Source organism: Tessaracoccus bendigoensis DSM 12906 (assembly GCF_900141915.1).
Lineage (GTDB): Bacteria > Actinomycetota > Actinomycetes > Propionibacteriales > Propionibacteriaceae > Arachnia > Arachnia bendigoensis.
In genome coordinates this window covers 1-25,217 of record NZ_FQZG01000035.1, presented here as the reverse complement: position 1 = coordinate 25,217, position 25,217 = coordinate 1, and the positions used below count along the sequence as shown (strand labels likewise).

Below are 25,217 nucleotides of genomic sequence, written 5' to 3'. Positions count from 1 at the left end.
TACCGGGTTCGAGCGCTCCCCCGATGCCCGCTCAGCGGGCGGCCCTACGCATTCCCATTTCGAGCCGTGCGACGTGCAGCGTGAGGTAGCCCACCTCGTCGGCCGAAACGGGGCTGCCGAGGCGCAACTCGAGCAGCGCCTGGATCCGCTCGGCCAGTCGGTACGCCCCTGGGTTCTGGGCCGCCAACTCGGCCCCGATCCCACCGGTCTCCGCCTCCAACTGCCGGTCCCCTCGAGCCCGCACGAAGAAGTACCTGAGGTGTGTGGCAAAGCGGGCCGCATCGATGGAGTTCGAGTCGAACTCCGGCCCGTAAACCTGCGCGACCAGGTCGAAGACCTGCCGGATCAGGCCCGAATGGACGAAGGTCTCCTCCATGTTCGCCGTCCCGGTGACGGCGTGGAAGAGGTGCATCGCCAGCGCGAAGGCCTCTCCCTCCGGGAGTTTCGGGCCAAGCTCGTCGTTGAGGCGACGTACCAGTTCTTCGGCGACCCGCAACTCCTCGGGGTGTAGGTAGGCGACCTCGGCGCGCAGCGGATATTCCATGATCTCGCCCCGCCCGACCCGCTCGATGGCCTGGTGGATGTGGTCCACGGCCGCGATCAGAGCCAACGGTGGCAGCCGCGCCCCGAGGGAGGCGACGGCCTGGGCGAACAGCTCGTTGATGAGGGCGAACCGCTCAGGGGGAACGGCTGCGATCATCTGCCCGACCGAGGCGGGGTTGTCGGCCGGCACGAAGACGCGCTGGACCAGCTCGGGGTCGACCGCTCCACCGCGTCGCTGCTGGAAGCCGACGCCGCGGACGGTCAGCACGACGTCGCGGCCGAGCTCGTCGACGGCGAGGACGACGTTGTTGTTGAAGACCGTGGTGACCCTCATGTCGTCACCCTCGCCGTCGACGACGGTGCGTCAGCCGAGCGACGCTCCGTTTGAGGCGATGATGTCTCGGTAGGCGGCGAAGGACTTCTTGCGGTGGCGCTCCAGGGTGCCAGAGCCGTCATCGTTACGGTCGACATAAATGAAACCGTAGCGCTTCGACATCTGTGCCGTTGATGCACTGACCACATCGATCGGGCCCCACCAGGTGTAGCCCCACAGCTCGACCCCGTCCTCGACGGCGTCACGGGCGGCGCGCAGGTGGGCCTGCAGGTAGTCGATACGGTAGTCGTCGACGACCGTCAGCTCACCGTCGACCTCGACCAGTTGATCCTTCGCTCCCAGCCCGTTCTCGACGATGAACAGCGGCTTGTTCCACCGGTCCCAGTAGTCGTTTAGGACGGTGCGCAGCCCCGCGGGGTCGATCTGCCAGCCCCACTCGGACGACTTGAGGGTTGGGTTGGCGATGCCGCCCATCAGGTTGCCCTCGCCCTTTATCTGCCTGTCAGGATCGGCCGAGGCGCAGATGCTCATGTAGTAGCTGAACGACACGAAGTCGACGGTGTGCTTCAGCGTCTCCCGGTCCTCTTCCGTGATGTCGAGTTCGACGCCAAGGTCACGCAGGGTGCGCTGGAGGTAGCCCGGGTAGACCCCCCGGCAGTGAACATCTGCGAAGGCATAGTTCTCGCGCTCGATGCACTTGGCCTCCCACACGTCGGCCGGGTCGGGCGTCAGTGGGTAGGTGGGCATCGCGATGATCATGCAGCCGACCTTCAGCCCCGGATCGATCTCGTGTGCGATCCGGGTAGCGGACGCCGATGCGACCAGTTCGTGGTGGATCGCCTGGTAAAGATCCCTCTTGCTCAGCTGATCCTTCGGGGTCCAGATGCCTCCTGAGAGCAGCGGTTCGTGTAGCACCGAGTTGATCTCGTTGAACGTCAGCCAGTACCGGACCCGGTCGCCGAAGCGCTCGAAACAGGTGCGGGCGTAGCGCTCGTAGAAACCGATCATCCGCCGGTCGACCCAACCGTCGTAGGTCTTGGCCAGATGCAGCGGGGTCTCGTAGTGGCTGAGCGTCACCAGCGGCTGCATGCCCCTGGCCAGCGTCGCGTCGATCAGCCGGTCGTAGAACGCTAGGCCGGCCTCGTTCGGGGTCTCCTCGTCCCCGTTGGGAAAGATCCGGCTCCAGGCGATCGAAAAGCGGAAGACGCTGAAGCCCATCTCGGCGAACAGGTCGAGGTCGCTCTCGTAGCGATGGTAGAAGTCGATCCCGTCGAGCTTTAGGTTGTCGGGGGTGGGTTCGTCGGTCGGAGGGGCCTTGATCCCCTGGGGCATCACGTCCTGGATGGACGGGAGTTTGCCGTCGGTCAGGTAGGAGCCTTCGATCTGGTTGGCGGCCGTCGCGCCGCCCCAGAGGAATCCCTCGGCGAAAGTCGTTGTCATTATGGGTATTCCTTCCGTTTGTCAGCGTCGTACGAGCAGCGCGGGTTCGTTGGCTGCCACGTCTCCGGTGGCGGCCTCTACCGACTTCTGCTTCGGTGTGTTGGTGACCACGATGATGGTCGTGGTGTCGTATCCGGCGGCCCGGATGGCGTCCAGGTCGACCTCGGCGAGCACCTGACCGGCCTCAACCACGTCACCCTTGGCAACCATCGGGGTGAAGCCCTCGCCCTTCATGTTCACGGTGTCGATGCCGATGTGGACGAGGACCTCGACGCCGTTGGCTCCCTTGATGCCGTAGGCATGTCCGGAGGGCATGGCGGCGACCACCTTGCCTGCGACTGGGGCGACGATCGTCCCGTTGGAGGGCACGATGCCCACCGCGGTGCCCATGGCACCGGAGGCGAACACCGCGTCGGCGATCTCTGCCATCGGCACGAGGTGGCCCGCGACCGGGGCTCCGACCATGACTTCGGTGACGTCCTCGGCAACGATCGGCGGGACAGGCTCAGCAACCTCAGGCTCCTCCGGGGCCGGTTGCGTCTCGGCCGAATCTGGCGTCTTCGGGTCTCGTACGCCCCAGAAGAAGGTGAGCAGGAACGATACGGCCACGGCGATTCCAACGCCGATGAAGAGCAGCGGCAGGCTGGGGGTGCTCAGGTAGGCCGGGATACCGATGAGGGAGGGGAACACGAACGCCGTGGTACCGGCGCCGGCGATGCCTGCGAAGATGCCACCGATCGCGCCGCCCACGATGCCGAAGTACAGCGGCAGACGACGAGGCAGGTTCACACCGTACATCGCGGGCTCGGTGATGCCGGCGAGGAAGGCGGAGAGGGCGGCTGGCCCGGCGAGCTCCTTCATGGCGGCATCGCGCGTCCGGAGGAAGACCGCAAGGGTCGCCGCAGACTGGGCGAGCACGGCACCGAGCACCGGGCCCGCGAGAATCGAGAAGCCGTCGGCGAGCTGCTCAAGCATGATCGGGACGAGGCCCCAGTGGAGCCCGAAGATGACGAAGACCTGCCACAGACCACCCATGATCGCACCGGCGGCCCAGGGGGCGGCAGCGAACAGCCAGGTCACGCCGTCGCCGATGCCGCCTGCGATGATCATGGTGATGGGGCCGACGGAGAGCAGCACCACGGGGACCATGATCAGAAGGACGAGCAGCGGGGTGGTGAAGTTGCGGATGGCGCTGGGGAGGTACTTGTTGAGGAAGCGTTCAAGGTAGCCCTGCAACCAGACGGCCACGATGATCGGGATCAGTGAACTGGTGTAGTTCATCAGCAGCAGCGGTATCCCGAACAGGGTGAGCCCGTCGGTGTTGGCGAGGTTCACCAACGACGGATAGACCAGTGCCCCGGCGATGGCCACGGCGGTGTACTGGTTGGCCTTGAACCGTTTCGCGGCCGGGATGGCGAGCAGGACGGGCAGGAAGTAGAGCAGCGAGTCGGAGGCCGCGTTCAGGACGACATACTCGGTGGTTTCGGTGCTCAACCAGCCGAAGGTGACGAACATCTGAAGGAAGGCCTTGAAGAGCCCCGCCCCGGCGAGCGGCCACAGGATCGGATGGATGATGGCGCTGACCAGTTCGATGAAGGCGTCCAGCGGGCTGCGCTTCCTCTTCTCCCCGGTATCCTCCGTTGGCTGCACGCCGCCCTTCTCCATCGCCGAGACAACCTCGGCGTGCACCAGAGGCACGTCGTTGCCGATGACCACCTGGAACTGGCCCCCGGCCTTCACCACGGCGATCACACCGGGCAGTGCCTTCACCGCAGCCTCATCCGCCCTCGCGTCGTCCTTCAGGTCCAACCTCAGCCTGGTGGGGGTGTTGGTAACGGTGCTGTCACCAGCCCCAATGGGACGGCCATGATTGTTGGTCATGGAGCATCTGTCGGACGATGTAGGCGAGTTGGTCGAGTTCTGGACCTTGCTCGATGAGGATCGTGTCCTGCTGGAGGGCAGGCGAGGCGCCACAGCCTTGGGGTTCGCGCTGCTGCTTAAGCACTTCAGCCGACACGGCCGGTTTCCGCGCAGCTCCGCAGAGGTGTCGGATGCCGTGGTCGGATTCGTGGCCCGCCAAGTGGGCGTGTCCGCAGCGGACTTTGGCTCCTATGAGTGGTCCGGCAGCACGATCGAGTACCACCGCAGCCAAATCCGTGCTCATCTGGGATTCCGGGTCGCCACAATCCGCGACCAGGAGAAGCTGACGGCATGGCTGGCCGCCAACGTGGCCCACGCCGAGCGCCGGCCTGATCGGGTCCGTGAAGAGTTGCTCGCGCAGTTCCGGGTGGAACAGCTCGAGCCGCCTACGCCTGGACGGGTCCTGCGGATGGTGCGTTCGGCGTTGCGCACCGCCGAGCAGGAATGGACTCTGCGGATCTCGGCCAGCCTGAACCCCTTGGTCAGTGCTCGCCTCCTGTGCCTCATCGACGCCGAAGCTGAGGTCGATGACGGCGGTGACCCGGATGGAACTCAAGGTTCGGAGACAGCGCTGGGGTTGATCAAGTCGATGCCGGGAAATGTGAGCCTTGAGTCGATGATGACCGAGATCAGCAAGCTGGAGGCAGTCCGCGCGATCGGTCTACCTGCCGGGCTGTTCGCTGACGCCGCGCCGAAGGTGCTGGACGGGTGGCGGGCCAGGGCTGCCGTCGAGGCGCCGTCACATCTGCGGCGGCACCCCGAGCCGCTGACTCTCACGTTGCTGGCCGCGCTGGTCTATCAGCGGGAACGGGAGATCACCGACACGCTGGTGGAGTTGCTTATCGCCACCGTCCACCGCATCGGCGCCCGTGCCGAGCGCAGGGTCACCGATGAACTGATCAACGCGTTCAAACGGGTCTCGGGTAAGGAGAACATCCTCTTCTCGATCGCCGAGGCAGCACTGGAGAAGCCGGACGATGCGGTGCGGGCTGTCGTCTTCCCGGCGGTGACTGGCGGCGAGCAGACGCTGCGGGAGCTGGTTCACGAGTTCAAGACCAAGGGCCCGGTCTATCGGCGCACCGTGCAGACCACGTTGAAGGCCTCCTACACCGGCCACTACCGGCGCGGACTGATCGCGTTGCTGGAGGTGTTGGAGTTCCGAAGCAACAACACCGCTCACAGGCCGGTGATCGACGCGTTGACGCTGATCGGCCGTTACGCCAAGGCCGGCAACCTGACCTACTACCCACTCGAGGTGGACGCGCCTGCGCATCGGGGCGCCACAGGGGACTGGTCCGAGCTGGTCTACAGAATCGATACGAAGGGCCGGCAGCGTGTCGCGCGGATGGTGTACGAGGTCGTCACGTTCCAAGCGCTGCGAGACCAGCTGCGGTGCAAAGAAATCTGGGTCCTTGGCGCCGACTCCTGGCGCAACCCCGACGAGGACCTGCCCGCCGACTTCGAGGACCGGAGAGCCGAGAACTACCAGGAGCTGCGCAAACCGTTGGACCCCGCGGAATTCATCGACAGCCTGCGCGATGAGATGACGGCCGCGCTGGGCGAACTCGACGCCGCGATCCCGGCGCTGGACTGGTTGGACATCACCGACCGCGCCTCCGGGGCGATCACGCTGACCAGGTACGAGGCGGCACCTGAGCCGCGCAACCTGCGACGGATCAAGGGCGAGGTACGCCGGCGCTGGGGAACAGTCGCGCTGATCGACATCCTCAAGGAGACGGTCCTGCGCACCGGCTGCTTGAACCAGATCAGCGCTGTAGCAGGCGGTGGCACGTTGCCGGTCGAGGTACTGGCGGAGCGGCTGATGCTGGCCATCTACGCATACGGCACCAACACCGGTATCCGGTCGGTGGCCGCCGGCGGCGGCCACGAACACAGCGAGGACGAGATCCGCTACGTGCGGCGCCGCTACCTGACCCGCGACACTGCTGCGGCGGTCGCGATCGGCATCGCCGACGCCACGTTCGCGGCCCGGCAACAGGCCGTGTGGGGGGAGGGCTCGACGGCGGTCGCCTCGGACTCCACCCACTTCCGCTCCTACGACCAGAACATCTTCACCGAGTGGCACTCCCGCTATGGCGGCCGCGGCATCCTGATTTACTGGCACGTCGAGCGCGGGTCGATGGTCGTGCACTCCCAGACCCTGCGGGCCTCCGCGTCCGAGGTCCACGCGATGGTCGAGGGTGCGATCCGGCACGGCACCACGATGAAGGTCGAGGGCAACTACGTCGACACCCACGGCCAGTCCGAGATCGGGTTCGGGATCACCCGGCTGCTCGGCTTCGACCTTCTGCCACGGATCAAGCAGATCAACCGGGTCCGGCTGTACCGGCCGGTTGTCGGGCGACCTGATGCCTACCCGCACCTGACCCCGGCGCTGACTCGCCCGATCCGTTGGGACCTGGTCGAGGAGAACTACGACCAGATGATCAAGTACGCCACCGCTATCCGGCAAGGGACCGCCTCGACCGAAGCGATCCTGCGCCGCTTCACCCGATCCGCGTCCCATCCCACTTACCAGGCGATGCTCGAGGTCGGCCGAGCGCAGCGCACGATCTTCGTTGCCCGCTATCTCCGCAGCCGTGAGCTGCAACGCGAGATCACCGAGGGCCTCAACGTCGTCGAGGCCTTCAACGGCGCGAACTCGGTCATCTACTACGGCAAGGGCGGTGAGATCGCCTCCAACCGCAAGGAAGAGCAGGAGATGACCGTGCTGTGCCTGCGGATCCTGCAAGCCGCACTCGTCTACGTAAACACCCTCCTGCTCCAAGACATCCTCGCCGAAGACGACTGGGCCGACGTACTCACCGCCGAGGATCGCCGCGGTCTCACCCCGCTGTTCTGGCAACACGTGCTGCCCTACGGCGAAGTGAAACTCGACATGACCGCCAGACTGAACATCCGAACGACCCCGCCGAACGACCCACCAGCCAGCCCCATTCCGAGCCCGTAAAGGGATCCGGCTACGGGGCGGCTCTCACCTCTGGTCTGGGCTCGGCTGCTCATCGAGGACACTACGGGCGAATCTCGCCTTCCCCGCGGTGTACGCCTCACGGTCCGTGGTGTGTTCCGTGGCCAATGTCCGCTTCAGTTCCGAGTAGCGATGCATGAGCATGATCGGCTGTAAATCACCGCAAGCTGTGGAACGCGCCCTCGACAACTTCGTCGAACGCGGCATCCCCATCGACACACTGTCACACAACAATGCGCAAAGACCGTTCACGTGACGTAGTCTGCAACACGGGTTAAGTGACAGGATCATGGCGGTATTGAATGCCGAAGAGTGCTGTCACACAATCGAACGTATGAATGACAAGGAGACGGCGGATGCTGGTCGGGTACATGCGGGTGTCCAAAGCCGACGGCACCCAAAGCGTCGACCTCCAACAAGATGCGCTCCTGGCCGCCGGGGTCGGCGAGGAGCAGCTGTACGAAGATCACGCCTCCGGAAGCAAGGACGATCGCCCCGGCCTCGCAGCATGCCTGAAAGCCCTGCGGGATGGGGACACCCTGGTGGTGTGGAAACTCGACCGCCTCGGCCGAAACCTCCACCACCTCGTGACCACCGTCCATGACCTCACCAACCGCGGTACCGGACTCAAAGTCCTCACCGGCCAAGGCGCAGCCATCGACACCACCACCCCAGCCGGGCAACTCGTCTTCGCCATCTTCGCCGCACTCTCAGAATACGAACGCTCCCTCATCTCCGAGCGCACCATCGCTGGCCTGGCCTCTGCCAGAGCACGCGGACGCAAAGGAGGCCGCCCCCACAAAATGACCCCGGCTAAACTTCGTCTGGCAGCCGCCTCCATGGGTAAACCTGAAACCAATGTCGGCGAGCTGTGTGCCGAACTCGGCATCAGCCGCCAAACCCTCTACCGCCACATATCACCCACCGGCGAACTTCGTGCCGACGGGCAAAGACTCAGCCAGAAATAGCCTCCAGGGAATACAATAACTCGCCGTCTAGCCTTGGCTCTTCCAGTGATCCCGGCTGGATTTGGCTATCAGCGGCTCGCCAGTCTACGACCACGAGCGATCAAGACAATCACTACTCCCCAGATCACCGAGATCAAGACGGCAACCAAGAGATGTCGCAATCCAGCGGTTTTGCATACCCTTGCCCACTCGGGAAACACATTTCCTGTCGTAGCTTGAAACGCCGCTACTTCAAAAGCCGCATCGCAGGACAATTCGATCCCTGACGGCTGAGAGATGGTCGGTGCCCAGGCCATGATCGTAAGCACCACCACCAGTGCGGCAATGCTTCCCACTATGACATACCAGCTTCGAAGACCGCTTCGGCGAAGCGCAACCAAGCCAGCGATAGTCACTATCGAGACAATGACCGGCGCAGCGAACATTACTACGGTCGCTAGCGCCCAATTTGTCTCCGCATACTCCGTCACACCCTCCTCCTACGTTATGAGCCCGAACCAATGGATTGTGTTCTTTCCTTGACTCTTGGCGATTCGAATAGATTCGCTGAGCAGTATATTATTGCGTGGCGATGATTGCTGAGATATTCGGGGCTCGCCAGTCGTTGTAGCGTGTCCCGTAACTACCATGACGTGGTCGATTTTTCCATCTGGCACATTGTTTGGGTCCCAATCGACGTATAAGTAGTCGGACAAACGGGCTTCCCAGATATTTGGCAGTCTCCATTTATGTCCACGCTCGATCATCCAAGACTGCTGATTGTGCGCCTTTGACCACGTATATGAGTAGCGGGACAAGAAGACGCATGGAAGAGCGTTGTTTTTATGAGTCCAGTTATCCATCGACTCGCTACTGCAAACGTAGTCCCGGTGCGCTGGCCAACCGCCAGCATTCAAAACTTGAGAAGCAAAGTTGGCGCAATTGTTCCCTGCATCTCCATACCATGCGCTCATCGTGCTTGTCTTGCTCCACGTCAGAGCGTAGTCCCTCATGGCGATGTAGTTCAGCGCTGGGAGAGTACGTGCCTTCGTCCCAGGTTGGACCTCTTGCTTAGCCTTGCTTAGCCGAATCCTCAACGACGATCCTATTGGGGCGGACATCAGAGCTGGGGTCAGTTGCAGGCTCCCAGTTTTCCCCAATCTCAGCCAAGCTCGGTTCGGACGAGACCTTTCCACTTACTGCCATGGCTTCTTCATCGGAGACCACCGACACGTCACGCGGTCCGGATCTCGCGTTGGTCGCCTCATTGCTGAAGTATTCGCTCCATGCAGCCGTTGAGACGTTTCCCGCGTCAGATAGCGACAGTTCAGTGTGGACCTCCCATACGCCGTCTGTTAAGTCTTCTACCTTGATCCCTGCATCAAGGACCTTGAACCCTTGCGACACGTAGTTCGCACGAGACGCCAATACGTTCTCCGCGACAGTGGACGGCAGAGCGGTGCCAAACCGAGAACTCGACTGGCCTTCCCAAATTTGCTCAATTTCCAAGGCCAGCGCGTCGAAGTCCAACACCTCGGCAGTTGCTGTTCGCGCGCCTGTGACGGCGACCGCCGCAACAACGCCCACAGCAAGCAGCGTCGCTAGCACTCGATGAGAACTATGTCGGGGTCTATATCCATCCATCGGTCCATTCCTCCTGTAGGTTGACAACACCCCCTTGGCCTCTGTCTACCACACCGTTCCCCGGTCCGCAGCAATACGCGAAGCTTCAAGCGCTCAACGTGCGGCGCGAAGTTTCGTCCCGATCCGATGGGCTTGCTGTCGACCTGTCGTGAACTGACCAGAATTCAAGCGCCGTCCACAAACTGACTTTCAGGGCTCTTGGTGACTGGGTGGAGCGCCGTGCTGTGTCCGTCCGCACGGTTTGGAGGATCGTTTGCTGCAGATCCGCCACCCGGGGTCGTCGTAGCGGAGAAGATGAAGCCGAGCACCCTGTCAAGTGTGAGACCGGGATGGGCCTTGCAGCGTCAACACCTTCATTGCGGCAGCTGACGGTACCATTACCACCGCTTGACGGGGGAGGAGGGGTTTTGCATGCAACCGGGACGGCCGCTGACTTTGACGCCGTGAGATAGAGCCAGAACTCGACCAACTCGCCCCACATCCCCCGACAAGTGCTCTATAGTCAGCCACTATCGCAGTCGCATTGGGGCTGGTGACAGCAGCGTTACCAACACCCCCGGGTGGGTGCGCGCCTTCGTCGGGCGACACCGGGAGCGGCTGGCACCGCTGAGTATCCGTGAGGCAGGCAAACACCTGGGGAGCCTCTGACCAAACCCGCTCCTGCGAGATCCAAAGACCGGACCCGCAGGTAGAAGGTTGCCATGGCGAACACGCCCGGTGCGGATGCGGCGAGCTGGTCGCTGCGGGCCCTGCGGCTCCAAGATGTGGGCTTGACAAGTGGCTTAACTACCCGTTGTTGGCCCACCGGTGAACCAACAACCGGTTCCTAGGATGGTCCGCAGACGCTTGATCAGTCAGCACGAGTTCGGGCGGCGACCACTCACCCGGCCAACGCCGACGTCGCTCGTGAAGCGACGTTCGCCGAGCATCTTGGCTATCCGTGCGGGTCAGTGATTTCTCGTAGTGAGGTAAGGGCCGTGCGGAGTTGGTCCATCAGATCCGGGCCGAGGTGGGCCCGCCACTCGGCCTCAATGCGCTCCTCTTCGTCGCGTGCGATCGGGAGGGCGGCCTCGGCGCGGGCCGTCATGCGGACCAGGCGTGCCCTGCCATCGGTGGGGTCGGGCACGCGCTCGACGTAGCCGGCCCGTTCCAGCCTGTCGATCAGTGCGGTGGCCGTCTGCTTGGCGATCTGGGCACGTTCGGCAAGAACGCTGAGTCGGGTGCCGTCGGCATCGATGCCCATCATCAACCGGCTTTGGGCCATCGTGACGTCATCGAAGCCAGCCTCCCGGACCACCGTGAAGATCCGGCCAGCGGCTGCACGCGAGGCGATGAACATCAGCAGGCTGGTCGGCAGTTCCCGACTCATCAGACCACCCCTTCATAAAGTCCCTACATCGAACTATAATGGTTCGATGATAGGACCATCCTAGTGAGATGAGGAGATGCCATGACCGCGACTTGCGACGCGACGGTCGTCGACTTGTGGTTCGACCCCGTGTGCCCCTACTCGTGGACTGCGTCACGCTGGCTCCGGGAGGTCGAGGCGCGCAGACCGCTGCATGTTCGCCTGCATGTGATGAGCCTCTACCTACTCAACAGACACCGCACTGACATCACCGCTGCGTACCGCCGGGTCGTGGATGCCTCCCGAGGGCCGTCCAGGGTGGCGACCGCTGCGGCGACGAGGTTCGGGGAGGAGGTCCTCGACGGCTTCTATACCGCGTTCGGGGAACTGGTCTTCGACCGGTGGCGGCACCCCACCGCGTCCGAATACCGCGAGGCGATCCGCGCGGCGCTTCCCAAGGCAGGCCTTGCGGTGGACCTGGAGGACGCCATGGAGTCAGACGAGCACGACGAGGCCCTCCGATTGAGTCACGAGGCAGGCGTCGCCCCAGTCGGGGGTGAAGTTGGAACCCCGGTCATCCACATGAACGGCGCCGCGTTCTTCGGCCCCGTCCTGAATGCCATACCCCGCGGGGACGACGCCGTCCGTGTCTTCGACGGGGCGTGGCTACTCGCTGGCTATCCGGAATTCTTCGAGCTCAAGCGAACCCGCGTGCACCCACCAATCTTCACCTGAAGGAGGATCAGATGATCACCATTACATCAACCGAGATGGATGCCCTCTGGGCCGGCATCGACGACCAGCGAACGCGGACGGTTGACCTGCTGGGGAAGCTCACCAAACAACAGTGGGACCACCCGTCGCTGTGTCAGGGCTGGACGGTTCGGCACGTTGCCGCCCACCTGACGCTGCAACAGCAGAGAATCCGTGACGTGGCGGCCTTCATCGCCCACCACCCGAGCATGCTGCGGCACCCGACCCTGAACCGGGTGATCCACGAGTCGGCGCTGATCCAGTCGCGGCTCCCAACCGAGGAGATCATCGCCCGGATCAAGGCCACGACCGGGTCGCGGCGACACAACGCGTTCGTCACCCCGCTGGAGACGCTGACCGACATCCTGGTCCACAGCCAGGACATCGCCCTGCCCCTCCATCTCAAACTCGAGATGTCCCCCGCCGCGAGCGCGACCGCCGCAACCCGCCGCTGGGACACCCGCCGCAGTCGGCTATCCATGGTGTTCCGCCGGCTGCCCCTGGACGGCTACCACCTCACCGCCACCGACACCGACTGGAACCGCGGCGACGGCCCGGAGGTCTTGGGCCCCATCGGCGCCCTCCTGCTGCTGCTCACCGGACGCACCGCCGCCCTCGACCAGCTCGCCGGCGAAGGCGCCCAAACCCTCCGCGCGGCATCCCACAAACCCGCTTGACCCACACCAAGGCGTTCACGACTAGGACAGCGATCGCCGACGCGCCGCCCAGCGCCAGTGCCGGACGGTCGTAGGGGGCGAAACGAAATATCGAGCTCAGTTGCGAAGAGCCGCTTAAGTACCCGGTGTTGGTTCACCGGTGAACCAACACCGGGATCTCAAGTCCTTAAGGTACGTTCCGCTTGTTGGGGACGCGGATGCGGGGGCACCAGGCTTCCACGAGCGGTTCGCGGCTGTCGCGAGGGCGTTCCAGTCACCTCGATGTCGTCGCAACGAGGCGATTCTAATGAATTTGGCGTGGGAAAAGGCCTTGTCAGACCGGTTATCGGTCTGACAAGGCCTTCTATTGGTCGGGCTGACAGGATTTGAATCTTCCAGCGTCACCCCTGGCCATTACGCCGCTATCTAGGTGTGATGCCCGTTTGACTAGGTGTGTCGCGTCACTGTCGGCGCTCGCATCCTTGACTCATCCGGACTGATATACACTGTAGCTCACATTCCTTAGGATGCAATAAGGATGCAAGATCCGGACTGACAGAGAGTTGGGTAGCCCACCCATGGCCAGAGCTGCAAGCAACGTCGTTCCACTCCGCGAGGTGTCCCACCTTGGGGCCCCAGCCCCGCTCCCCTCCCCCGCCCCGGCCGAGACGACCCGCCAGCGTCGCTCATTCGGGAAGGTGATGAAGCTCCGCTCTGGCCGGTACCAAGCTAGCTACGTCGGCAAGGACGGCGCCCGGCACCTAGCCCCGGTGACGTTCGACAACAAGGGCGACGCCGGCGCCTGGCTCGACATGCGGCACGCCGAGCTGCTCGAATACCGCTGGAAGCCCGCCGCGCCCGCCGAGCCTGAGCCGCTGAGCTTCCGGGAGTACTCCGCGACATGGCTACGTGAGCGTGAGCTGAAGCCCCGCACGCGCGCCGAGTACGCCAAGTTGCTGGCCACCCTGGTGGAGTACTTCGGGGATGCCCAGCTCCGCGAGATCACCAGCGCCGATATCAAGACGTGGTACCAGACCCTCGACCCCTCCAAGCGCTCCGCCCGGGCGCACCTCTATTCGATGCTCCGGACGTTGTTCGCCACGGCCGCGCACGACGAGCTGATAGGCATGAACCCCTGCCGCATCCGGGGCGCGTCGACCTCGAAGCGCCAGAAGGCCATCCGCCCTGCGACGCTGGCCGAGTTGGAAGCGCTGACGCTGGCCCTGCCCGAGCGGTACCGGGCCCTTGTGATGATGGCGGCATGGTGCGCGCTCCGCTTCGGTGAGCTGACCGAGCTGCGCCGCAAGGATCTTGAGCTGACCGACGCCGCCGGCGTGGTCCGGGTACGGCGCGCGGTGACCTGGCCGAACGCGAGCACCCCCGTCGTCGGCACCCCCAAGAGTGAAGCCGGGGTGCGTGACGTGGCGATACCGCCGCACCTGCTGCCGATGCTGCGCCACCACCTCGACACCTACGCCCAGCCGGGCCCCGACGGGCTGCTGTTCCCCAACACCGAGGGCGCCCACCTGCATCACGGGAGCATGTACAAGGTGTTCAAGCGGGCCCGCAACATCGCCGGCCGCCCGGATCTACGTTTCCACGATCTGCGCCACACCGGCGCGACGATGGCCGCCCGCAGCGGTGCCACCCTGGCCGAGCTGATGAACCGCCTAGGCCACTCGACCGTGGGCGCCGCCATCCGATATCAGCACGCCTCAGACGACCGTGACGCCGAGATTGCCCGCAGGCTGTCGGACCTGGCGAACGGCGCGCACTAGACCTATCCGGTCTGGATTTGACTTGAATGACATGGTTGTGATTCAATCGAAGCACAATTGAAGGACCAGCAGCTAGCCTGAGGGTATGGGACGAGTTGGGACGAGGGGCCGCACGGCGCCAGCCCCAACATCTACGAAAGAGCGAGCCCACTAGAGCAGGGTTAACGGCCTGACTGCCGGAGCAATCCGGCAGCCCCGCATGGGAAACCGAGCAGCACACGAACCCAAGATGAGTTCGTCGTGCGCTCGGTTCTGTGTTTTCCGAAGGGATTCACAGTGGCCGCAACAGAGCCAACCCATCCCCCGACGCCCGTTTGGGTACCCCTTGCACCAGCCGCCGAACGGGTGAGCCTATGCGAGCGCACATTGCGCCGCGCCATGGCCAACGGAGAGCTGACCGGCTACCGATTCGGCAAGGCCCTCCGCGTGAAGGTCACCGAGCTCGACGCGTGGGCCGAGTCCAAGGCCATGCCCAACGCCCGCACCACCGGCACGGGCCGCCGGCGGTGACCGCCATAACGCAAGAGCGCCCCGGGTGGGGACCCGAGGCGGCTCACAAGTCGTTTGCTGGCGACACCCACAGTCTACGCGACAACGGCGCCGTTCGCTTGGCGCCTGCCGTCGTCGATAGCGTCTCTCAGTTCGCCGTCCGCATGTTCGAGGACGCCATTGCCGACGCCTTGCCCTGCATCTGGGACAAGCGCGCCGAGGACCTCGAGAACGCGCGCCCAAAGCCCGGGGACTTCCACGGGCAGGCCACCCGCGAGGACCTGGCAGAGCGGTATGCACGGCTCACCGAGCAGGCCGCCGCCTGCCGCGAACACGCCGAGCTGCTGCGCCGCTATCCCAACGCGATCGGGGAGGACCTGGCCGCGCTCGTCGTCGCCATCATCGGGGGTGATCCCCGGTGAGTGAGTACCTCGACACCAACGACCACGAGCCCGTCGACGCGTTCGACATTGACCGGGAGGTGCGCCGGTTGCGGATCGCGGCCGAGGCCCGGCGGATCTTCGCGGCCGAGAACCGGGGACCGGAGGACCCGTTCGACGCCGGGACCCTGGCCGAGATTCTGGCGCGCCCGGCTCAGCCGCCCATGCGGATCGAAGAGCTCGCGCCATCGGATGCCAGCATCCTGTTGGTAGCCCAGCGCAAGACGGGCAAGACGACGATGAGCGGCAACTACGGGCGGGCGCTGCTGACCGGTGAGCCGTTCCTAGGCCGGTTCGATGTTCGACCCCTCGACGGTGATGTGGCCGTGCTCAACTACGAGGTGTCAGGCGCCCAGCTCGCCCGCTGGTTTGACGACGTGGGGGTGCCGCGCGACCGGTGCCACCTGGTGAACCTCCGAGGCCGACGCAACCCCCTTCACCACGAAGACGACCGGGCGCGACTGGCCGCCATGCTGCGCGCCCGTGGTGTCGAGTCGGTGATTGTCGACCCGTTTGGCCGGGCGTTCAACGGCGCCGAGCAGAACAACGCCGGGGAGGTGTCCCGATGGCTCACGGATCTCGACCTGTTCGTGCGCTCCGAGGTGGGAGCCCGGGATCTGCTGCTGACTGCTCACGCCGGCTGGAACGGGGAGCGCACCCGCGGCTCGTCGGCACTGGAGGACTGGCCCGACGCCATTTGGACCATGACACGCGACCCCGAGGGAGACGACGGCAACCGCCGCCGGTACTTCCGCGCCGAGGGCCGAGACGTCGACCTCGACGAAGGGGAGTTGACGTTCGACCCCGACACGCGACACCTGACCTACCTCGAAGGAGGACGCCGACAGGCAGCGGTTCAGCGCCAGCGCGACGAAGGACGCCGCCAGATTCTCGACCTCCTCACCGAACACACCGAGGGGTTGAGCGGGAAGGAGCTCAGCGAGCTGGCCGGCCGGAAGGATGCCGCGTTCACTGCCGCCCGAACGGCCCTCGTTGAAGCCGGGGACGTGCTCCAAGAGACCCGTTCCGGCCGAGGTGGTGGCAAGCTCTACCGGTTGAATCCCTCGAAGGTGCCGAACCTACCGAAACCTGCCGAACCGGTACCCTCCGAACCTACCGAACCTCCCTCTATAGAGGGGAGGTTCAGGTTCGGGACGTTGGAAGACGAACCTACCGAGAAGTGCCAGACCTGCTCTGAGCCCATAGACCCCGCCCTCACGGCCGACGGACTCCACACCCACCCCGGATGCGAGGCCGGACGGTGAGCCGCCGCAAGGCCCGCCAGAACCCCGGCCTCGACGCGCTGGAAGGCCGCACCGTGCCGGGCGGGTGCAACGACTGCCGCGCCGAGGCAACCATTCACGGCCGGGACCCAGAGACGGGAGTCTACGTCGTGACCGTGGCTCACGATCCCACCTGCCCGTGGTTGGCGGGGGTGACCCGGTGAGCCGCCTCAGCCCGGCCGCTCTGGCCGCCCATCGCCTGCTCGCTGAGCAGCTCCGAGAGCTGACCGCCGACGGGCGCCCGGTGCCCTGCCACGGCTCGACCCTGCCGATCTCCGAGGACCCCGACGACCGCGCCACGGCGGCCGCCTGGTGCCCGTCCTGCCCCGTCCTTGACGCCTGCCGCGCCGCCGGTGCTCACGAGCGCCACGGCGTCTGGGGAGGCGTCGACCGAACACCTCGACCCAACAACCGCCCTAGGAGGCAACAACCATGACCACCAACACCCACAACAACGGAGGTTCCACCATGACCAACAACTACATCACGCAGGCACTCGCCACGCGGCAGAGCCTTGAGGAACTCGCCGCCACGGTGAGAGACGACTCCCTGCTCTCGGCAGACGGCAAGCGCGAGGCCGTCGACAAGGCATGGAGCGAGGCCGAGGCCACGCTGCGCCACCTTGAGCAGCAGCACCGCGCCGCATCGCAGGGCGAGATGGAGCGACTGAGCCGCAGCATCTACTCGCCGCCGGCCGTCAACGGCTCCCTGTTCGGCACCTACCGCGACGCCCTCGACCGCGCCGAGCGGGCAGCGGCCCAGGAGGATACGGGGAGGCTGGCAGCGCTCATGGCAACGGCCAAGCGCACGGGCGACATTCTGCAGCAGCACGCGGTGTTCGTCGTCGCCGAGCAGGCCGGCCGGCCCGAGGACTTGCTCGCCGCCAAGAGCTGGCTCGACGATCATCCCGACAAGGCCGAGGCTTATCAGCAGCTCGCCGCACTGGAAAGCCCTGACGTCGTGAGCTGGGAAGGCATGGAAGTGGCCCGCGCATTCAATTTGCCGCGCAAGCCCGAGTTCGTGTTGGGCGGCACTCAGATTGGATGGGACGCATGATGTGGGGACCAGAGTTTGAGCGCTCGCTCGACATGCTCGCTGACAATGTGACCCGTAGCCTTGACGGCATGAGCCAGCCGAGCAAGCCGCGCAAGATGACCGAGAGCCAGCGCCAGGAGATGGCTGGCATGATCGAGGGCATCCTCGCGGCGCTGCCCGAGGACCAGGACGATCCTCTGCGCGCTCGACTGCTGGCCTACGTCGCCGGTCTGCGGGGCGAGTTCCCAGAGCTTCCCAATGGCTAGTGAACTCGACTTCGTGCGCTGCGGAGCAAAGACGCGCAACGGCGGCGAGTGCAAGAAACCCCCGATCCGGGGAGGCACTCGCTGCCGCAACCATGGCGGAGCGTCCAAGGCTGCCCGCGCCAAGGCTGCTGAGCGCGTGCTGAGAGCACGCCTGCAGGGCGACCTGCAGCAGATGGGATGGGACCCGGTAACGAACCCTGCACTGCTGCTCGCCGACCTCGCCGGGGAGGCTCGCGCCTTCAAGGAGTTGGCCCGCGCCAAGCTCAACGAACTCTCCGACTGGGAGAGCTTCAACCAACTCGGCACCGAGTCAGTGAAGGCCGTCGTATCCGTCTACGTCCAAGCCATGCGAGACGTTGCAGCCATCGCCGACAAGATGTGGTCACGCGGACTTGACTCTGAAGCGTTACGCCTTGAGGCCGAGCGGCCAAGCAAGGAGGTGGCCGAGACGTTGGCCAAGGTGGTCGAGCACGCCATGACGCTGCTGGAGCTCACTCCGCAGCAAGAGGCGCGGTTCCCGGAGGCCATGCGCCGAGCTCTCATGGAGGAAGGGCTCATCTGACCCCATGGACGAAAGCGCCCCGCTCTGACCCCATGGACGAAGAACACTCGGAGCGGCCCGCTGGATCACCCGGCGGGCCGTTTCCTTGCCCAGTGCTTATATAATGGGAACCCTTTGTGTATGATGGGATCATGAGCAGCACCAAGAACGTGATCGGGTACGTCCGAGTTTCGACGTCGAAGCAGGACATTGGCCCCGAGGTGCAGATTGCTGCACTCAATGCCGAGGCCCGCGCCAAGGGATGGAACCTCACGATCTACCGCGAGGAAGCCGCAAGCGCCAAGAACATGAGCCGCCCCGTGCTGCAGGCTGCTCTCGCCGAGCTCAAGGCCGGCCGCGCCCAGGTGCTCGCCGTCTCCAAGCTCGACCGCCTGAGCCGCTCCGTGGTCGACTTTGCCGGGCTGCTGGAAACCTCGACCCGGCAGGGCTGGGCGCTTGTCTGCCTCGATCTAGGCGTCGACACCACCACGATTACCGGCGCAGCGATGGCGCAGGTTACGTGCACGTTCGCCGAGATGGAGCGCAAGCGCATTGGCGAGCGCACCCGCGAGGGCATGGCCAAGATCAAGGCCACCACGGGCAAGCACATGGGCCGCCCCTCCAAGCTCGACCCCTCGACCGTCGAGCGCATCCGCTCGATGAAGGCCAGTGGCGGCACGCTGGCAGGCATCGCGCGCGCTCTCAACGACGACGGCACGCCCACCGCCACGGGCAAGACGTGGCACGCCTCGACCGTGCGCCAGGTGCTCAGCCGGTAACGCGACTCCCCCGCCGGGCAGCCCGACGTAACAACCCGGCCTGCCCTATACCCCTGTGATAATTGTTACTTTGTAATTTCGGGATCAGTCGACTTCCCGGCCCATGCGCCGGTGATAAGCAACCAGCATCGCCCTGCACACCTTGCAATGCCGAGCCTTGAAGTGGAAGGCCCATCCCGTTTCATCATCGCCCCGGAGGAGCGGCGCAGGCGCGAGGGTTGACACCCATGCTCGCTTGCAGATCGAGGGCACCTCGTAGATGCCGACCTTAGGATGCATGGGGGATGCATTAGCCCCCCTGAAGGATGCAAAACCTCTGTGACAAGGTGTTTCACTTGTCGGGCTGACAGGATTTGAACCTGCGACCCCTTGACCCCCAGTCAAGTGCGCTACCAAGCTGCGCTACAGCCCGCCCGGGTCGTTTCCGACCCGCCAAGGAACTCTAGCCGATGATCGACCCCGCGGTCCAACCGGTGGGCTCCCCTGGCTCAAACAAGTCGACGCAGCAGCACCACCGAGTCCTCCAACTCGCCTTCCACCCCATCGGGACCGACCGCCTTGCGCAGGCGGATCTCCGCGAGCCTCGTCTCCCACGCACCATGCGGCAGGTCCAGGCCGGCGATCTCCCCTTCCGGATCGACGGGCAGGAACGCCCGCTTTCGGGCCTCGTCGGCCCACGGCGGCGGTGCCGCGTGCGCCGTCATCAGCAGCGAGCCAGCCGGGTTCACCCAGCCGACTGCGCGCCGCAGGATTTCGCGCCTCGGCAACTCGACCCTGGAATGCAGGAAACTGGCCGTGACCAGGTCGAACGTGGCCGACGGCTCGAAGTCGGCCAGGTCGTGTGCCACGAATCCCACGCGGTATCCCCCGATGCCCCGACCGGCGGCCGCCTGCCTAGCCCGGGCCAGCGCCGCCTCGGAGATGTCGACGCCGACGCAGCGCCACCCGCGCTCCGCCAGCCAGATCACGTCGGCTCCTTCGCCGCAGCCGAGGTCGAGGGCGTCGCCGGGTGTGAGGGTCGCCGCGATGTCTGCCAGGACATCGTTGACCTCCCCCGACCAGACCTGTTCGCCCCCGTAGCGGCCTTCCCAGTACTCCTTCGGGGCCTGCGTCTCCTCGTGTCCGTGCACCGCCACCCTCCCTCGCCCGGTTCAGCCGCCAACCTATCGCCAGTTCAGCCTCATGTCATGGGAGCGACACAGGTCTGGTTTGTCTGAACTACTCAGAGTAACGTCGAGGGATGGACGGAACTCTGCTTGTCGATTTCATCACCTCCCTCGACGGGTATGGCGCCGCCACCGGCTGGCCCGGGCTCTGGGGGCGGGAGGGGCCCGAATACCTCGCTTGGCTCGAATCACAGCCGGAACACCACTGGCCCCTCCTGATGGGCGCCAACACCTACCGGATGATGTTCGAGTTGGCAGCAGCGGGAGAGCCCGGCACCGAAGCGTTGGCGGGCATGCAGAAATACGTCGTGTCGAGCACCCTGCTTGAGCCCTTCGACTGGCCCAACACCCTCCTGATCGACAAGGAACCGATGATCGCGGTCCAAGACCTCCTGGAGTCGGGCGTCAACCTGCGCACCCTGGGAAGCCTCACTCTGTGCCGGTCGCTGCTGGCAGAGGGCCTCGTCGGCCGCTTCCGCGTCGGCATCTTCCCGGTGATCACCGGGGCGACAGGGAGCGACCGGATCTACGACGGGTTCCCCGACGTCGCCCTCGAACTGTTGGAGTCACGCACCCTTGACGGCCGGATCCAGATCCTGGACTACCGGCCGACGGTGCTACAGAGCCCCCCGGGCTGACGTCTTCGGACGCCAGCGGGGCTCACGTCCAGCCTTCCAAGACCTGGTGCCACCACACCCAAGGGTCAGGAACGCTCCGAGCGCTTCGCCCTCGGCCGGATCTCGACCCGCACCGGGGATCCTTCGAAGCCGAAGTCCTCACGCAGACGTCGCTCGATGAACCGCTTGTACGGATCGTCCATCTGCCCACTGGTGAACAGCGCGAAGGTCGGCGGGCAGTTGTGGGCCTGCGTCCCGAACAGGATGCGAGGCTGTTTGCCGCCCCGAAGGGGATGCGGGTGCGCCGCGGCCAGGCGACCGAGGAAGGCGTTGAGTTTGCCGGTCGACACACGCGTCTCCCAGCCGACGCGAGCCGTCTCGATGGCCTTGCTCAGCTTGTCGACGTTGCGGCCGGTCAACGCCGAAATGTTGACGGTGGGGGCCCACTTCCACGCGATGAGGTCACGCTCGATCTCGCGGTCGAGGTAGCGGCGCCGCTCCTCGTCCGTGAGGTCCCACTTGTTGAACGCGATCACCAGGGCCCGGCCCGACTCTTCGATCGAGCCCAGGATGCGGAGATCCTGGTCGGTGATCGGCTCAGAGGCGTCGACCACCATGATGCACACTTCAGAGCGTTCGATCGCCGCCTGGGTGCGCAGGCTGGCGTAATACTCGTGCCCGCTGGCCTCCTTGACTCGACGGCGAATTCCCGCTGTATCGATCAGCCGGTAAACCTGTCCGCCGACCTCGACGATCTCGTCGACCGGGTCGACGGTGGTGCCGGAGATGTCGGAGACCACGACGCGCTGCTGGGCCGCGAGCTTGTTCAGCAGCGACGACTTGCCGACGTTGGGCTTGCCGACGATCGCGACGCGCAGCGGGCCTTCGTCCTCATCCTCGGACTCCCGTGGAGCTTCGGGCAGGGCGTCCAAGAGCGCGTCGAGCAGGTCGCCGGAGCCACGCCCGTGCATCCCGGAGACGGGGTGCGGTTCGCCGAGCCCGAGGTTCCACATGGTGGCCGCCATCGCCTCGTGGCGTTGGTCGTCGACCTTGTTGGCGGCCAGCACCACCGGCTTCTTCGAGCGGCGCAACACCCGGACGACGGCCTCGTCCTCGTCAAGGGTGCCCACGGTGGCGTCGACCACGAAGAGGACAGCGTCTGCGGTGGCGATCGCCATCTCAGCCTGTTCGGCGATCTGCGCGGCCATGCCCTTCGCATCGGAGATCCAGCCGCCCGTGTCGACCAGCACGAACTCGCGTCCGTTCCAGTTGGCGTCGTAGCTGACACGGTCGCGCGTCACCCCAGGGGTGTCCCGCACGACGGCTTCGCGACGTCCGAGGATGCGGTTGACCAGGGTCGACTTGCCGACGTTGGGTCGGCCGACGACGGCGACGATCGGCTTGACTGTCTCTGTCACTGCTTGCTCCTCAGGCTGGGACGGACAACTCATGCTATCGGTAGGGACCTAGGATCGCGGTATGGCGATCCTGCACCGGGCGACTCTCGACCCCACGAAGCTCCAACTGGTCACGTCCTACCTCGACCTCCTTGGGTGGGGCAGCGGCCCGATCGACCTCATCGGCGGGTACCGCTACGACGATCCCGACGGCAAGGTAGGTGTCGAGGGGCTGATCGCGATCAGGGGCGGGGAGGCATTCCACATTCCGGTGACCTACCGCGATGCCCCGCTCGAAGGTGCCGAGGAGCATCTGATCGCGACGCTCCACCACTCGGTGCTGGGGCAGCGCTGGGTCTACGACGCGACCCACGACCCCGTCGCCGTCGACTGCTTCCTGCGTGCCCTTTCAGGAGAACAGGAGCAAGCGGTGCTCAACATTTTCGACGAGGCCGAGCAACTCGTCGAAGTGCGCACTCCCCCGGTCGTCGTCACGGCCGAGCAGCCGAGCCTGGTGAAGCCAGCCGACCTCGTCATCATCCGGCGTCTCGCAACTGGCCCGGTCGACCCCCAGGGGCCCGCGATCGTGGCCGAATGGGCCGACGGGAAGCGCGCCATCGTCGCATTGGGCTGACGGCTACGGCTCCGGCAGACCCGCGGGCCAGTAGTGTCGAGCCATGTTCGTATTGGATGTGCTGGGTGGCCTGCTGAGCTTCCTGCTTTCGGTCGGGTTCCTGTTCCTCCAGACCTGGCTCATCGCCGGAACCTTGCGGCGGGTGCTGGGCGTGCGCGTCGGCTGGCCCCGCACCTTCTTGGTCGGCATGTTCACCATCTTCGGCCTCATGGCGTTGCTGCAGCGCATGGTCACCGACGGTGTCATCACCCAACAACAGGTGACGACCCCCGGCGCCTGGGCCTACCTCGGGCTCGTGGTGCTGTGGTCCTTCGCGATCGCTTCAGCCATCCTCGTCGGTCTCGAGATGGTCGTACCGACCGGCAGCCTGCCGCCGTTGCGGCAACTTCTGTTCGGTTGGGGGCATCGGTACCGCCGGGGTAGGCGCTACTCCGCCATCCTCGCGATCGCCACGAAATACGGCCTCGGGGCACAGTTGCGTGGCCTGCTCGACCACAAGCGCAGGAATGACCGCTCGATGGCGGAGAACCTGAGGCTGGCCCTCGAAGAGGCTGGCGTGACCTTCGTGAAGCTCGGCCAGATGCTCTCGACCCGCGCGGACCTGTTGCCGCCGGTCTACATCCGAGAGCTCAGCAAGCTACAGAACCACGCCTCCCCGCTGCCTTGGCGCACCATGCGCACCGCCCTGGAAGCCGATCTCGACAAGCCCCTTGACGAACTCTTCCTTCACATCGACGAAGAGCCGCTGGCGTCGGCCTCGGTGGCGCAGGTGCACTCCGCGACGCTGACCGATGGGTCATCGGTCGTGGTCAAGGTACAGCGACCGGGCGCCGAGGAACAGATGACGATGGACGTCGAGATCCTGGGCAGGCTGGCCGACATGTGGCACCGCAACTCCCCGCAGGCCAAGGCCCTCGGGCTGAGGGAACTGGTCGAGGGCTTCGGGGCATCCCTTGCAGAGGAACTCGACTACCGCGTGGAGATCGACAACATGGAGGCTCTGCGCGCGTCGCTTGGGCGCCACGGCATCCGGATCCCCGAGGTCCACGAGAACCTCTCCGGACGGCGGGTGATCGTCATGGAACGCTTCGACGGCACCCCCGTCGGAAAGGCCTCGGAACTGCTCGCAGAGATGCCAGGTGAGTTGCGCAGGGCCTCGTCATCCCGGCTGTTGAACGCGGTGCTGGCACAGATGGTGGGCGAGGGCATCTTCCACGCCGACCTGCACGCCGGCAACATCCTGATCTGGCGCGACGGCAGCGTCGGCCTGCTGGATTTCGGCTCGGTCGGCCGACTCGATTCCCCCACTCGTCGGACACTCGGGCTGCTGCTGTGGGCGGTCGACGCCGACAACCCCGTCCTCGCCACCGACTGTATGATCGCCCTGCTGGACAGGCCGGACAATCTCGAGGACCGTGCGTTGCAGCGTGAGATCGGGGTCCTGATCACCCGCTTCCGCTCCGGCTTCGGCTCCGGGTCTGGCAGCCTGGACCTGTTCACCGACCTGTTCGCCATCGTCATCCGGCATGGTTTCACGGTGCCACCCCAGCTCGCGGCGGCCATGCGTTCTCTAGGGGCGCTCGAAGGCAGCCTGAAACTCATCGACCCGGGTCTGGATCTGGTGGCAGCCGCCAGGACGATGGGAAAGTCGTCGCTTGCCGATGGTGGGGTGAGCGGTTTGAAGGACGAACTGGTCAACCGGGCGGTCGGGTTGTTGCCGCTGGTCGATGCGTTGCCCCGTCAGATCGGCAAGATCACCGAGCAGTTGGAGCGGGGCAGCTTCAGCGTCAACGTGCGGGCCGTGGCGCACCCCGACGATCGGTCCTACCTGAGCGGCCTGGTGCAGCAGTTGGTGGTGGCGGTGCTGTCGGGGTCGGCCGTGCTGGGCGGCATCTTGCTGTTCGTTGCCCCCGGTGGACCGAGCTTGATGCCGGGCCTCAGTTGGTTCTCGTTCCTCGGCGCGCTGCTGGCGTTCGCGGGCTTCATGCTCTCTTTGAGGGCTGTGGCGATGGTGTTCGGCCGCGGTCCGGTCGATTGAGCCACCTTGTCGTAGGTTGAGCCCGGCCGTGCGTCGGTTGAGCCGCCTGGCGAGGAACGAACGAGGCGTGACGACCACCTGGCACACGGTGCAGAATCCTGGCCACAGATTCTTGAGATTGAGACACCGAGACTTTGTGCAGGAACCCGACCCCGACCGGGGACCGAAAGTCGACGGGAA

The 25,217-nt window shown here is 65.2% G+C and carries 25 protein-coding genes and 1 tRNA gene; 16 read left to right on the top strand and 10 right to left on the bottom strand.

Annotation, left to right across the window (positions count from 1 at the left end; all coding sequences use genetic code 11):
* Nucleotides 1–31: 31 nt before the first annotated feature.
* The 3 genes from BUC15_RS10480 to BUC15_RS10470 are packed head-to-tail and all read right to left on the bottom strand — an operon-like array spanning nucleotide 32 to nucleotide 4,198.
* Nucleotides 32–877 carry a PRD domain-containing protein gene (locus BUC15_RS10480; RefSeq protein WP_073187964.1) on the bottom strand — a complete coding sequence of 282 codons (846 nt, stop codon included), beginning with the start codon at nucleotides 875–877 and terminating at the stop codon, nucleotides 32–34.
* Nucleotides 878–907: 30 nt separating this feature from the next.
* On the bottom strand, nucleotides 908–2,317 hold the full coding sequence (locus BUC15_RS10475) for a glycoside hydrolase family 1 protein (protein ID WP_073187961.1): 1,410 nt from the start codon (nucleotides 2,315–2,317) through the stop codon (nucleotides 908–910).
* Between the two features lie 21 nt (nucleotides 2,318–2,338).
* Nucleotides 2,339–4,198: a beta-glucoside-specific PTS transporter subunit IIABC gene (locus tag BUC15_RS10470; RefSeq protein ID WP_073187959.1), complete on the bottom strand. Its 1,860-nt coding sequence runs from the start codon at nucleotides 4,196–4,198 to the stop codon at nucleotides 2,339–2,341.
* Between BUC15_RS10470 and BUC15_RS10465 the strand changes: the two genes are divergently transcribed.
* A complete protein-coding gene (locus BUC15_RS10465; protein ID WP_073187957.1) occupies nucleotides 4,197–7,208 on the top strand; it encodes a Tn3 family transposase in 3,012 nt (1,003 codons plus the stop codon). The genes BUC15_RS10470 and BUC15_RS10465 overlap by 2 nt on opposite strands.
* Before the next feature lie 374 nt (nucleotides 7,209–7,582).
* Nucleotides 7,583–8,194, top strand: coding sequence for a recombinase family protein (locus tag BUC15_RS10455; protein ID WP_073187953.1), 612 nt, complete (start codon nucleotides 7,583–7,585; stop codon nucleotides 8,192–8,194).
* A gap of 68 nt (nucleotides 8,195–8,262) precedes the next feature.
* Here the strand turns inward: BUC15_RS10455 and BUC15_RS19505 are convergent, their stop codons facing one another.
* The 4 genes from BUC15_RS19505 to BUC15_RS10440 form a co-directional block, all read right to left on the bottom strand.
* Complete coding sequence (locus tag BUC15_RS19505; RefSeq protein WP_139280212.1) at nucleotides 8,263–8,664, bottom strand: hypothetical protein; 402 nt, start codon at nucleotides 8,662–8,664, stop codon at nucleotides 8,263–8,265.
* 9 nt (nucleotides 8,665–8,673) lie between these two features.
* A complete protein-coding gene (locus tag BUC15_RS21255; RefSeq protein WP_073187949.1) occupies nucleotides 8,674–9,186 on the bottom strand; it encodes an amidase domain-containing protein in 513 nt (170 codons plus the stop codon).
* A 58-nt stretch (nucleotides 9,187–9,244) separates the two neighbouring features.
* A complete protein-coding gene (locus BUC15_RS19500; RefSeq protein WP_073187946.1) occupies nucleotides 9,245–9,781 on the bottom strand; it encodes a hypothetical protein in 537 nt (178 codons plus the stop codon).
* 970 nt (nucleotides 9,782–10,751) lie between these two features.
* Nucleotides 10,752–11,186: a MarR family winged helix-turn-helix transcriptional regulator gene (locus BUC15_RS10440; protein ID WP_073187944.1), complete on the bottom strand. Its 435-nt coding sequence runs from the start codon at nucleotides 11,184–11,186 to the stop codon at nucleotides 10,752–10,754.
* Nucleotides 11,187–11,267: 81 nt separating this feature from the next.
* Here BUC15_RS10440 and BUC15_RS10435 point away from each other — a divergent pair, with 81 nt between their 5' ends.
* The 11 genes from BUC15_RS10435 to BUC15_RS10380 all read left to right on the top strand — a co-directional run bounded on the left by BUC15_RS10435 (nucleotide 11,268) and on the right by BUC15_RS10380 (nucleotide 19,185).
* Entirely contained in the window at nucleotides 11,268–11,900 is a 633-nt protein-coding gene (locus BUC15_RS10435; protein ID WP_073187941.1) for a mycothiol-dependent nitroreductase Rv2466c family protein, read from the top strand.
* Nucleotides 11,901–11,911: 11 nt separating this feature from the next.
* Nucleotides 11,912–12,595 (top strand): maleylpyruvate isomerase family mycothiol-dependent enzyme, encoded by a 684-nt coding sequence (locus tag BUC15_RS10430; RefSeq protein ID WP_084189508.1) that lies wholly within the window; start codon nucleotides 11,912–11,914, stop codon nucleotides 12,593–12,595.
* A 596-nt stretch (nucleotides 12,596–13,191) separates the two neighbouring features.
* On the top strand, nucleotides 13,192–14,352 hold the full coding sequence (locus BUC15_RS10425; RefSeq protein WP_217652200.1) for a tyrosine-type recombinase/integrase: 1,161 nt from the start codon (nucleotides 13,192–13,194) through the stop codon (nucleotides 14,350–14,352).
* Between the two features lie 240 nt (nucleotides 14,353–14,592).
* A complete protein-coding gene (locus BUC15_RS21085) occupies nucleotides 14,593–14,862 on the top strand; it encodes a helix-turn-helix domain-containing protein (RefSeq protein ID WP_342741726.1) in 270 nt (89 codons plus the stop codon).
* Between the two features lie 98 nt (nucleotides 14,863–14,960).
* Nucleotides 14,961–15,263: a hypothetical protein gene (locus BUC15_RS10415; RefSeq protein WP_139280210.1), complete on the top strand. Its 303-nt coding sequence runs from the start codon at nucleotides 14,961–14,963 to the stop codon at nucleotides 15,261–15,263.
* On the top strand, nucleotides 15,260–16,546 hold the full coding sequence (locus BUC15_RS10410; protein WP_073187934.1) for an AAA family ATPase: 1,287 nt from the start codon (nucleotides 15,260–15,262) through the stop codon (nucleotides 16,544–16,546). The genes BUC15_RS10415 and BUC15_RS10410 overlap by 4 nt, the downstream gene beginning before the upstream one ends.
* 64 nt (nucleotides 16,547–16,610) lie before the next feature.
* Nucleotides 16,611–17,000: a WhiB family transcriptional regulator gene (locus BUC15_RS21250; protein ID WP_084189505.1), complete on the top strand. Its 390-nt coding sequence runs from the start codon at nucleotides 16,611–16,613 to the stop codon at nucleotides 16,998–17,000.
* A complete protein-coding gene (locus tag BUC15_RS10395) occupies nucleotides 16,997–17,620 on the top strand; it encodes a hypothetical protein (protein WP_073187926.1) in 624 nt (207 codons plus the stop codon). The genes BUC15_RS21250 and BUC15_RS10395 overlap by 4 nt, the downstream gene beginning before the upstream one ends.
* Complete coding sequence (locus tag BUC15_RS10390; RefSeq protein ID WP_073187924.1) at nucleotides 17,617–17,865, top strand: hypothetical protein; 249 nt, start codon at nucleotides 17,617–17,619, stop codon at nucleotides 17,863–17,865. Before BUC15_RS10395 ends, BUC15_RS10390 begins: the two co-directional genes overlap by 4 nt.
* Nucleotides 17,858–18,427 (top strand): HGGxSTG domain-containing protein, encoded by a 570-nt coding sequence (locus BUC15_RS10385; RefSeq protein WP_139280209.1) that lies wholly within the window; start codon nucleotides 17,858–17,860, stop codon nucleotides 18,425–18,427. The genes BUC15_RS10390 and BUC15_RS10385 overlap by 8 nt, the downstream gene beginning before the upstream one ends.
* A gap of 131 nt (nucleotides 18,428–18,558) precedes the next feature.
* Complete coding sequence (locus tag BUC15_RS10380) at nucleotides 18,559–19,185, top strand: recombinase family protein (RefSeq protein WP_073187920.1); 627 nt, start codon at nucleotides 18,559–18,561, stop codon at nucleotides 19,183–19,185.
* Between the two features lie 338 nt (nucleotides 19,186–19,523).
* Here BUC15_RS10380 and BUC15_RS10375 read toward each other — a convergent pair.
* Both BUC15_RS10375 and BUC15_RS10370 read right to left on the bottom strand, forming a co-directional pair.
* Nucleotides 19,524–19,597 (bottom strand) — tRNA-Pro (locus tag BUC15_RS10375).
* Between the two features lie 76 nt (nucleotides 19,598–19,673).
* Nucleotides 19,674–20,315, bottom strand: a complete 642-nt coding sequence (locus BUC15_RS10370) for a class I SAM-dependent methyltransferase (RefSeq protein ID WP_073187991.1) — start codon at nucleotides 20,313–20,315, stop codon at nucleotides 19,674–19,676.
* 110 nt (nucleotides 20,316–20,425) lie between these two features.
* Between BUC15_RS10370 and BUC15_RS10365 the strand changes: the two genes are divergently transcribed.
* Nucleotides 20,426–20,989: a dihydrofolate reductase family protein gene (locus tag BUC15_RS10365; protein WP_073187918.1), complete on the top strand. Its 564-nt coding sequence runs from the start codon at nucleotides 20,426–20,428 to the stop codon at nucleotides 20,987–20,989.
* A 65-nt stretch (nucleotides 20,990–21,054) separates the two neighbouring features.
* Here BUC15_RS10365 and der read toward each other — a convergent pair whose 3' ends face one another.
* Nucleotides 21,055–22,386: a ribosome biogenesis GTPase Der gene (gene der / locus BUC15_RS10360; protein ID WP_425443351.1), complete on the bottom strand. Its 1,332-nt coding sequence runs from the start codon at nucleotides 22,384–22,386 to the stop codon at nucleotides 21,055–21,057.
* A gap of 61 nt (nucleotides 22,387–22,447) precedes the next feature.
* Here der and BUC15_RS10355 point away from each other — a divergent pair, with 61 nt between their 5' ends.
* Nucleotides 22,448–22,999 carry a maltokinase N-terminal cap-like domain-containing protein gene (locus BUC15_RS10355; RefSeq protein ID WP_073187912.1) on the top strand — a complete coding sequence of 184 codons (552 nt, stop codon included), beginning with the start codon at nucleotides 22,448–22,450 and terminating at the stop codon, nucleotides 22,997–22,999.
* A 43-nt stretch (nucleotides 23,000–23,042) separates the two neighbouring features.
* Nucleotides 23,043–25,037, top strand: coding sequence for an ABC1 kinase family protein (locus BUC15_RS10350; protein ID WP_073187909.1), 1,995 nt, complete (start codon nucleotides 23,043–23,045; stop codon nucleotides 25,035–25,037).
* Nucleotides 25,038–25,217 lie beyond the last annotated feature (180 nt).

Coding starts and splice junctions, on each gene's coding strand:
- BUC15_RS10480 (WP_073187964.1), bottom strand. CDS start 877: ATGAGGGTCACCACGGTCTTCAACAACAACGTCGTCCTCGCCGTCGAC.
- BUC15_RS10475 (WP_073187961.1), bottom strand. CDS start 2,317: ATGACAACGACTTTCGCCGAGGGATTCCTCTGGGGCGGCGCGACGGCC.
- BUC15_RS10465 (WP_073187957.1), top strand. CDS start 4,197: ATGGAGCATCTGTCGGACGATGTAGGCGAGTTGGTCGAGTTCTGGACC.
- BUC15_RS10470 (WP_073187959.1), bottom strand. CDS start 4,198: ATGACCAACAATCATGGCCGTCCCATTGGGGCTGGTGACAGCACCGTT.
- BUC15_RS10455 (WP_073187953.1), top strand. CDS start 7,583: ATGCTGGTCGGGTACATGCGGGTGTCCAAAGCCGACGGCACCCAAAGC.
- BUC15_RS21255 (WP_073187949.1), bottom strand. CDS start 9,186: ATGAGGGACTACGCTCTGACGTGGAGCAAGACAAGCACGATGAGCGCA.
- BUC15_RS10440 (WP_073187944.1), bottom strand. CDS start 11,186: ATGAGTCGGGAACTGCCGACCAGCCTGCTGATGTTCATCGCCTCGCGT.
- BUC15_RS10435 (WP_073187941.1), top strand. CDS start 11,268: ATGACCGCGACTTGCGACGCGACGGTCGTCGACTTGTGGTTCGACCCC.
- BUC15_RS10430 (WP_084189508.1), top strand. CDS start 11,912: ATGATCACCATTACATCAACCGAGATGGATGCCCTCTGGGCCGGCATC.
- BUC15_RS10395 (WP_073187926.1), top strand. CDS start 16,997: ATGACCACCAACACCCACAACAACGGAGGTTCCACCATGACCAACAAC.
- BUC15_RS10390 (WP_073187924.1), top strand. CDS start 17,617: ATGATGTGGGGACCAGAGTTTGAGCGCTCGCTCGACATGCTCGCTGAC.
- BUC15_RS10385 (WP_139280209.1), top strand. CDS start 17,858: ATGGCTAGTGAACTCGACTTCGTGCGCTGCGGAGCAAAGACGCGCAAC.
- BUC15_RS10380 (WP_073187920.1), top strand. CDS start 18,559: ATGAGCAGCACCAAGAACGTGATCGGGTACGTCCGAGTTTCGACGTCG.
- BUC15_RS10365 (WP_073187918.1), top strand. CDS start 20,426: ATGGACGGAACTCTGCTTGTCGATTTCATCACCTCCCTCGACGGGTAT.
- BUC15_RS10355 (WP_073187912.1), top strand. CDS start 22,448: ATGGCGATCCTGCACCGGGCGACTCTCGACCCCACGAAGCTCCAACTG.
- BUC15_RS10350 (WP_073187909.1), top strand. CDS start 23,043: ATGTTCGTATTGGATGTGCTGGGTGGCCTGCTGAGCTTCCTGCTTTCG.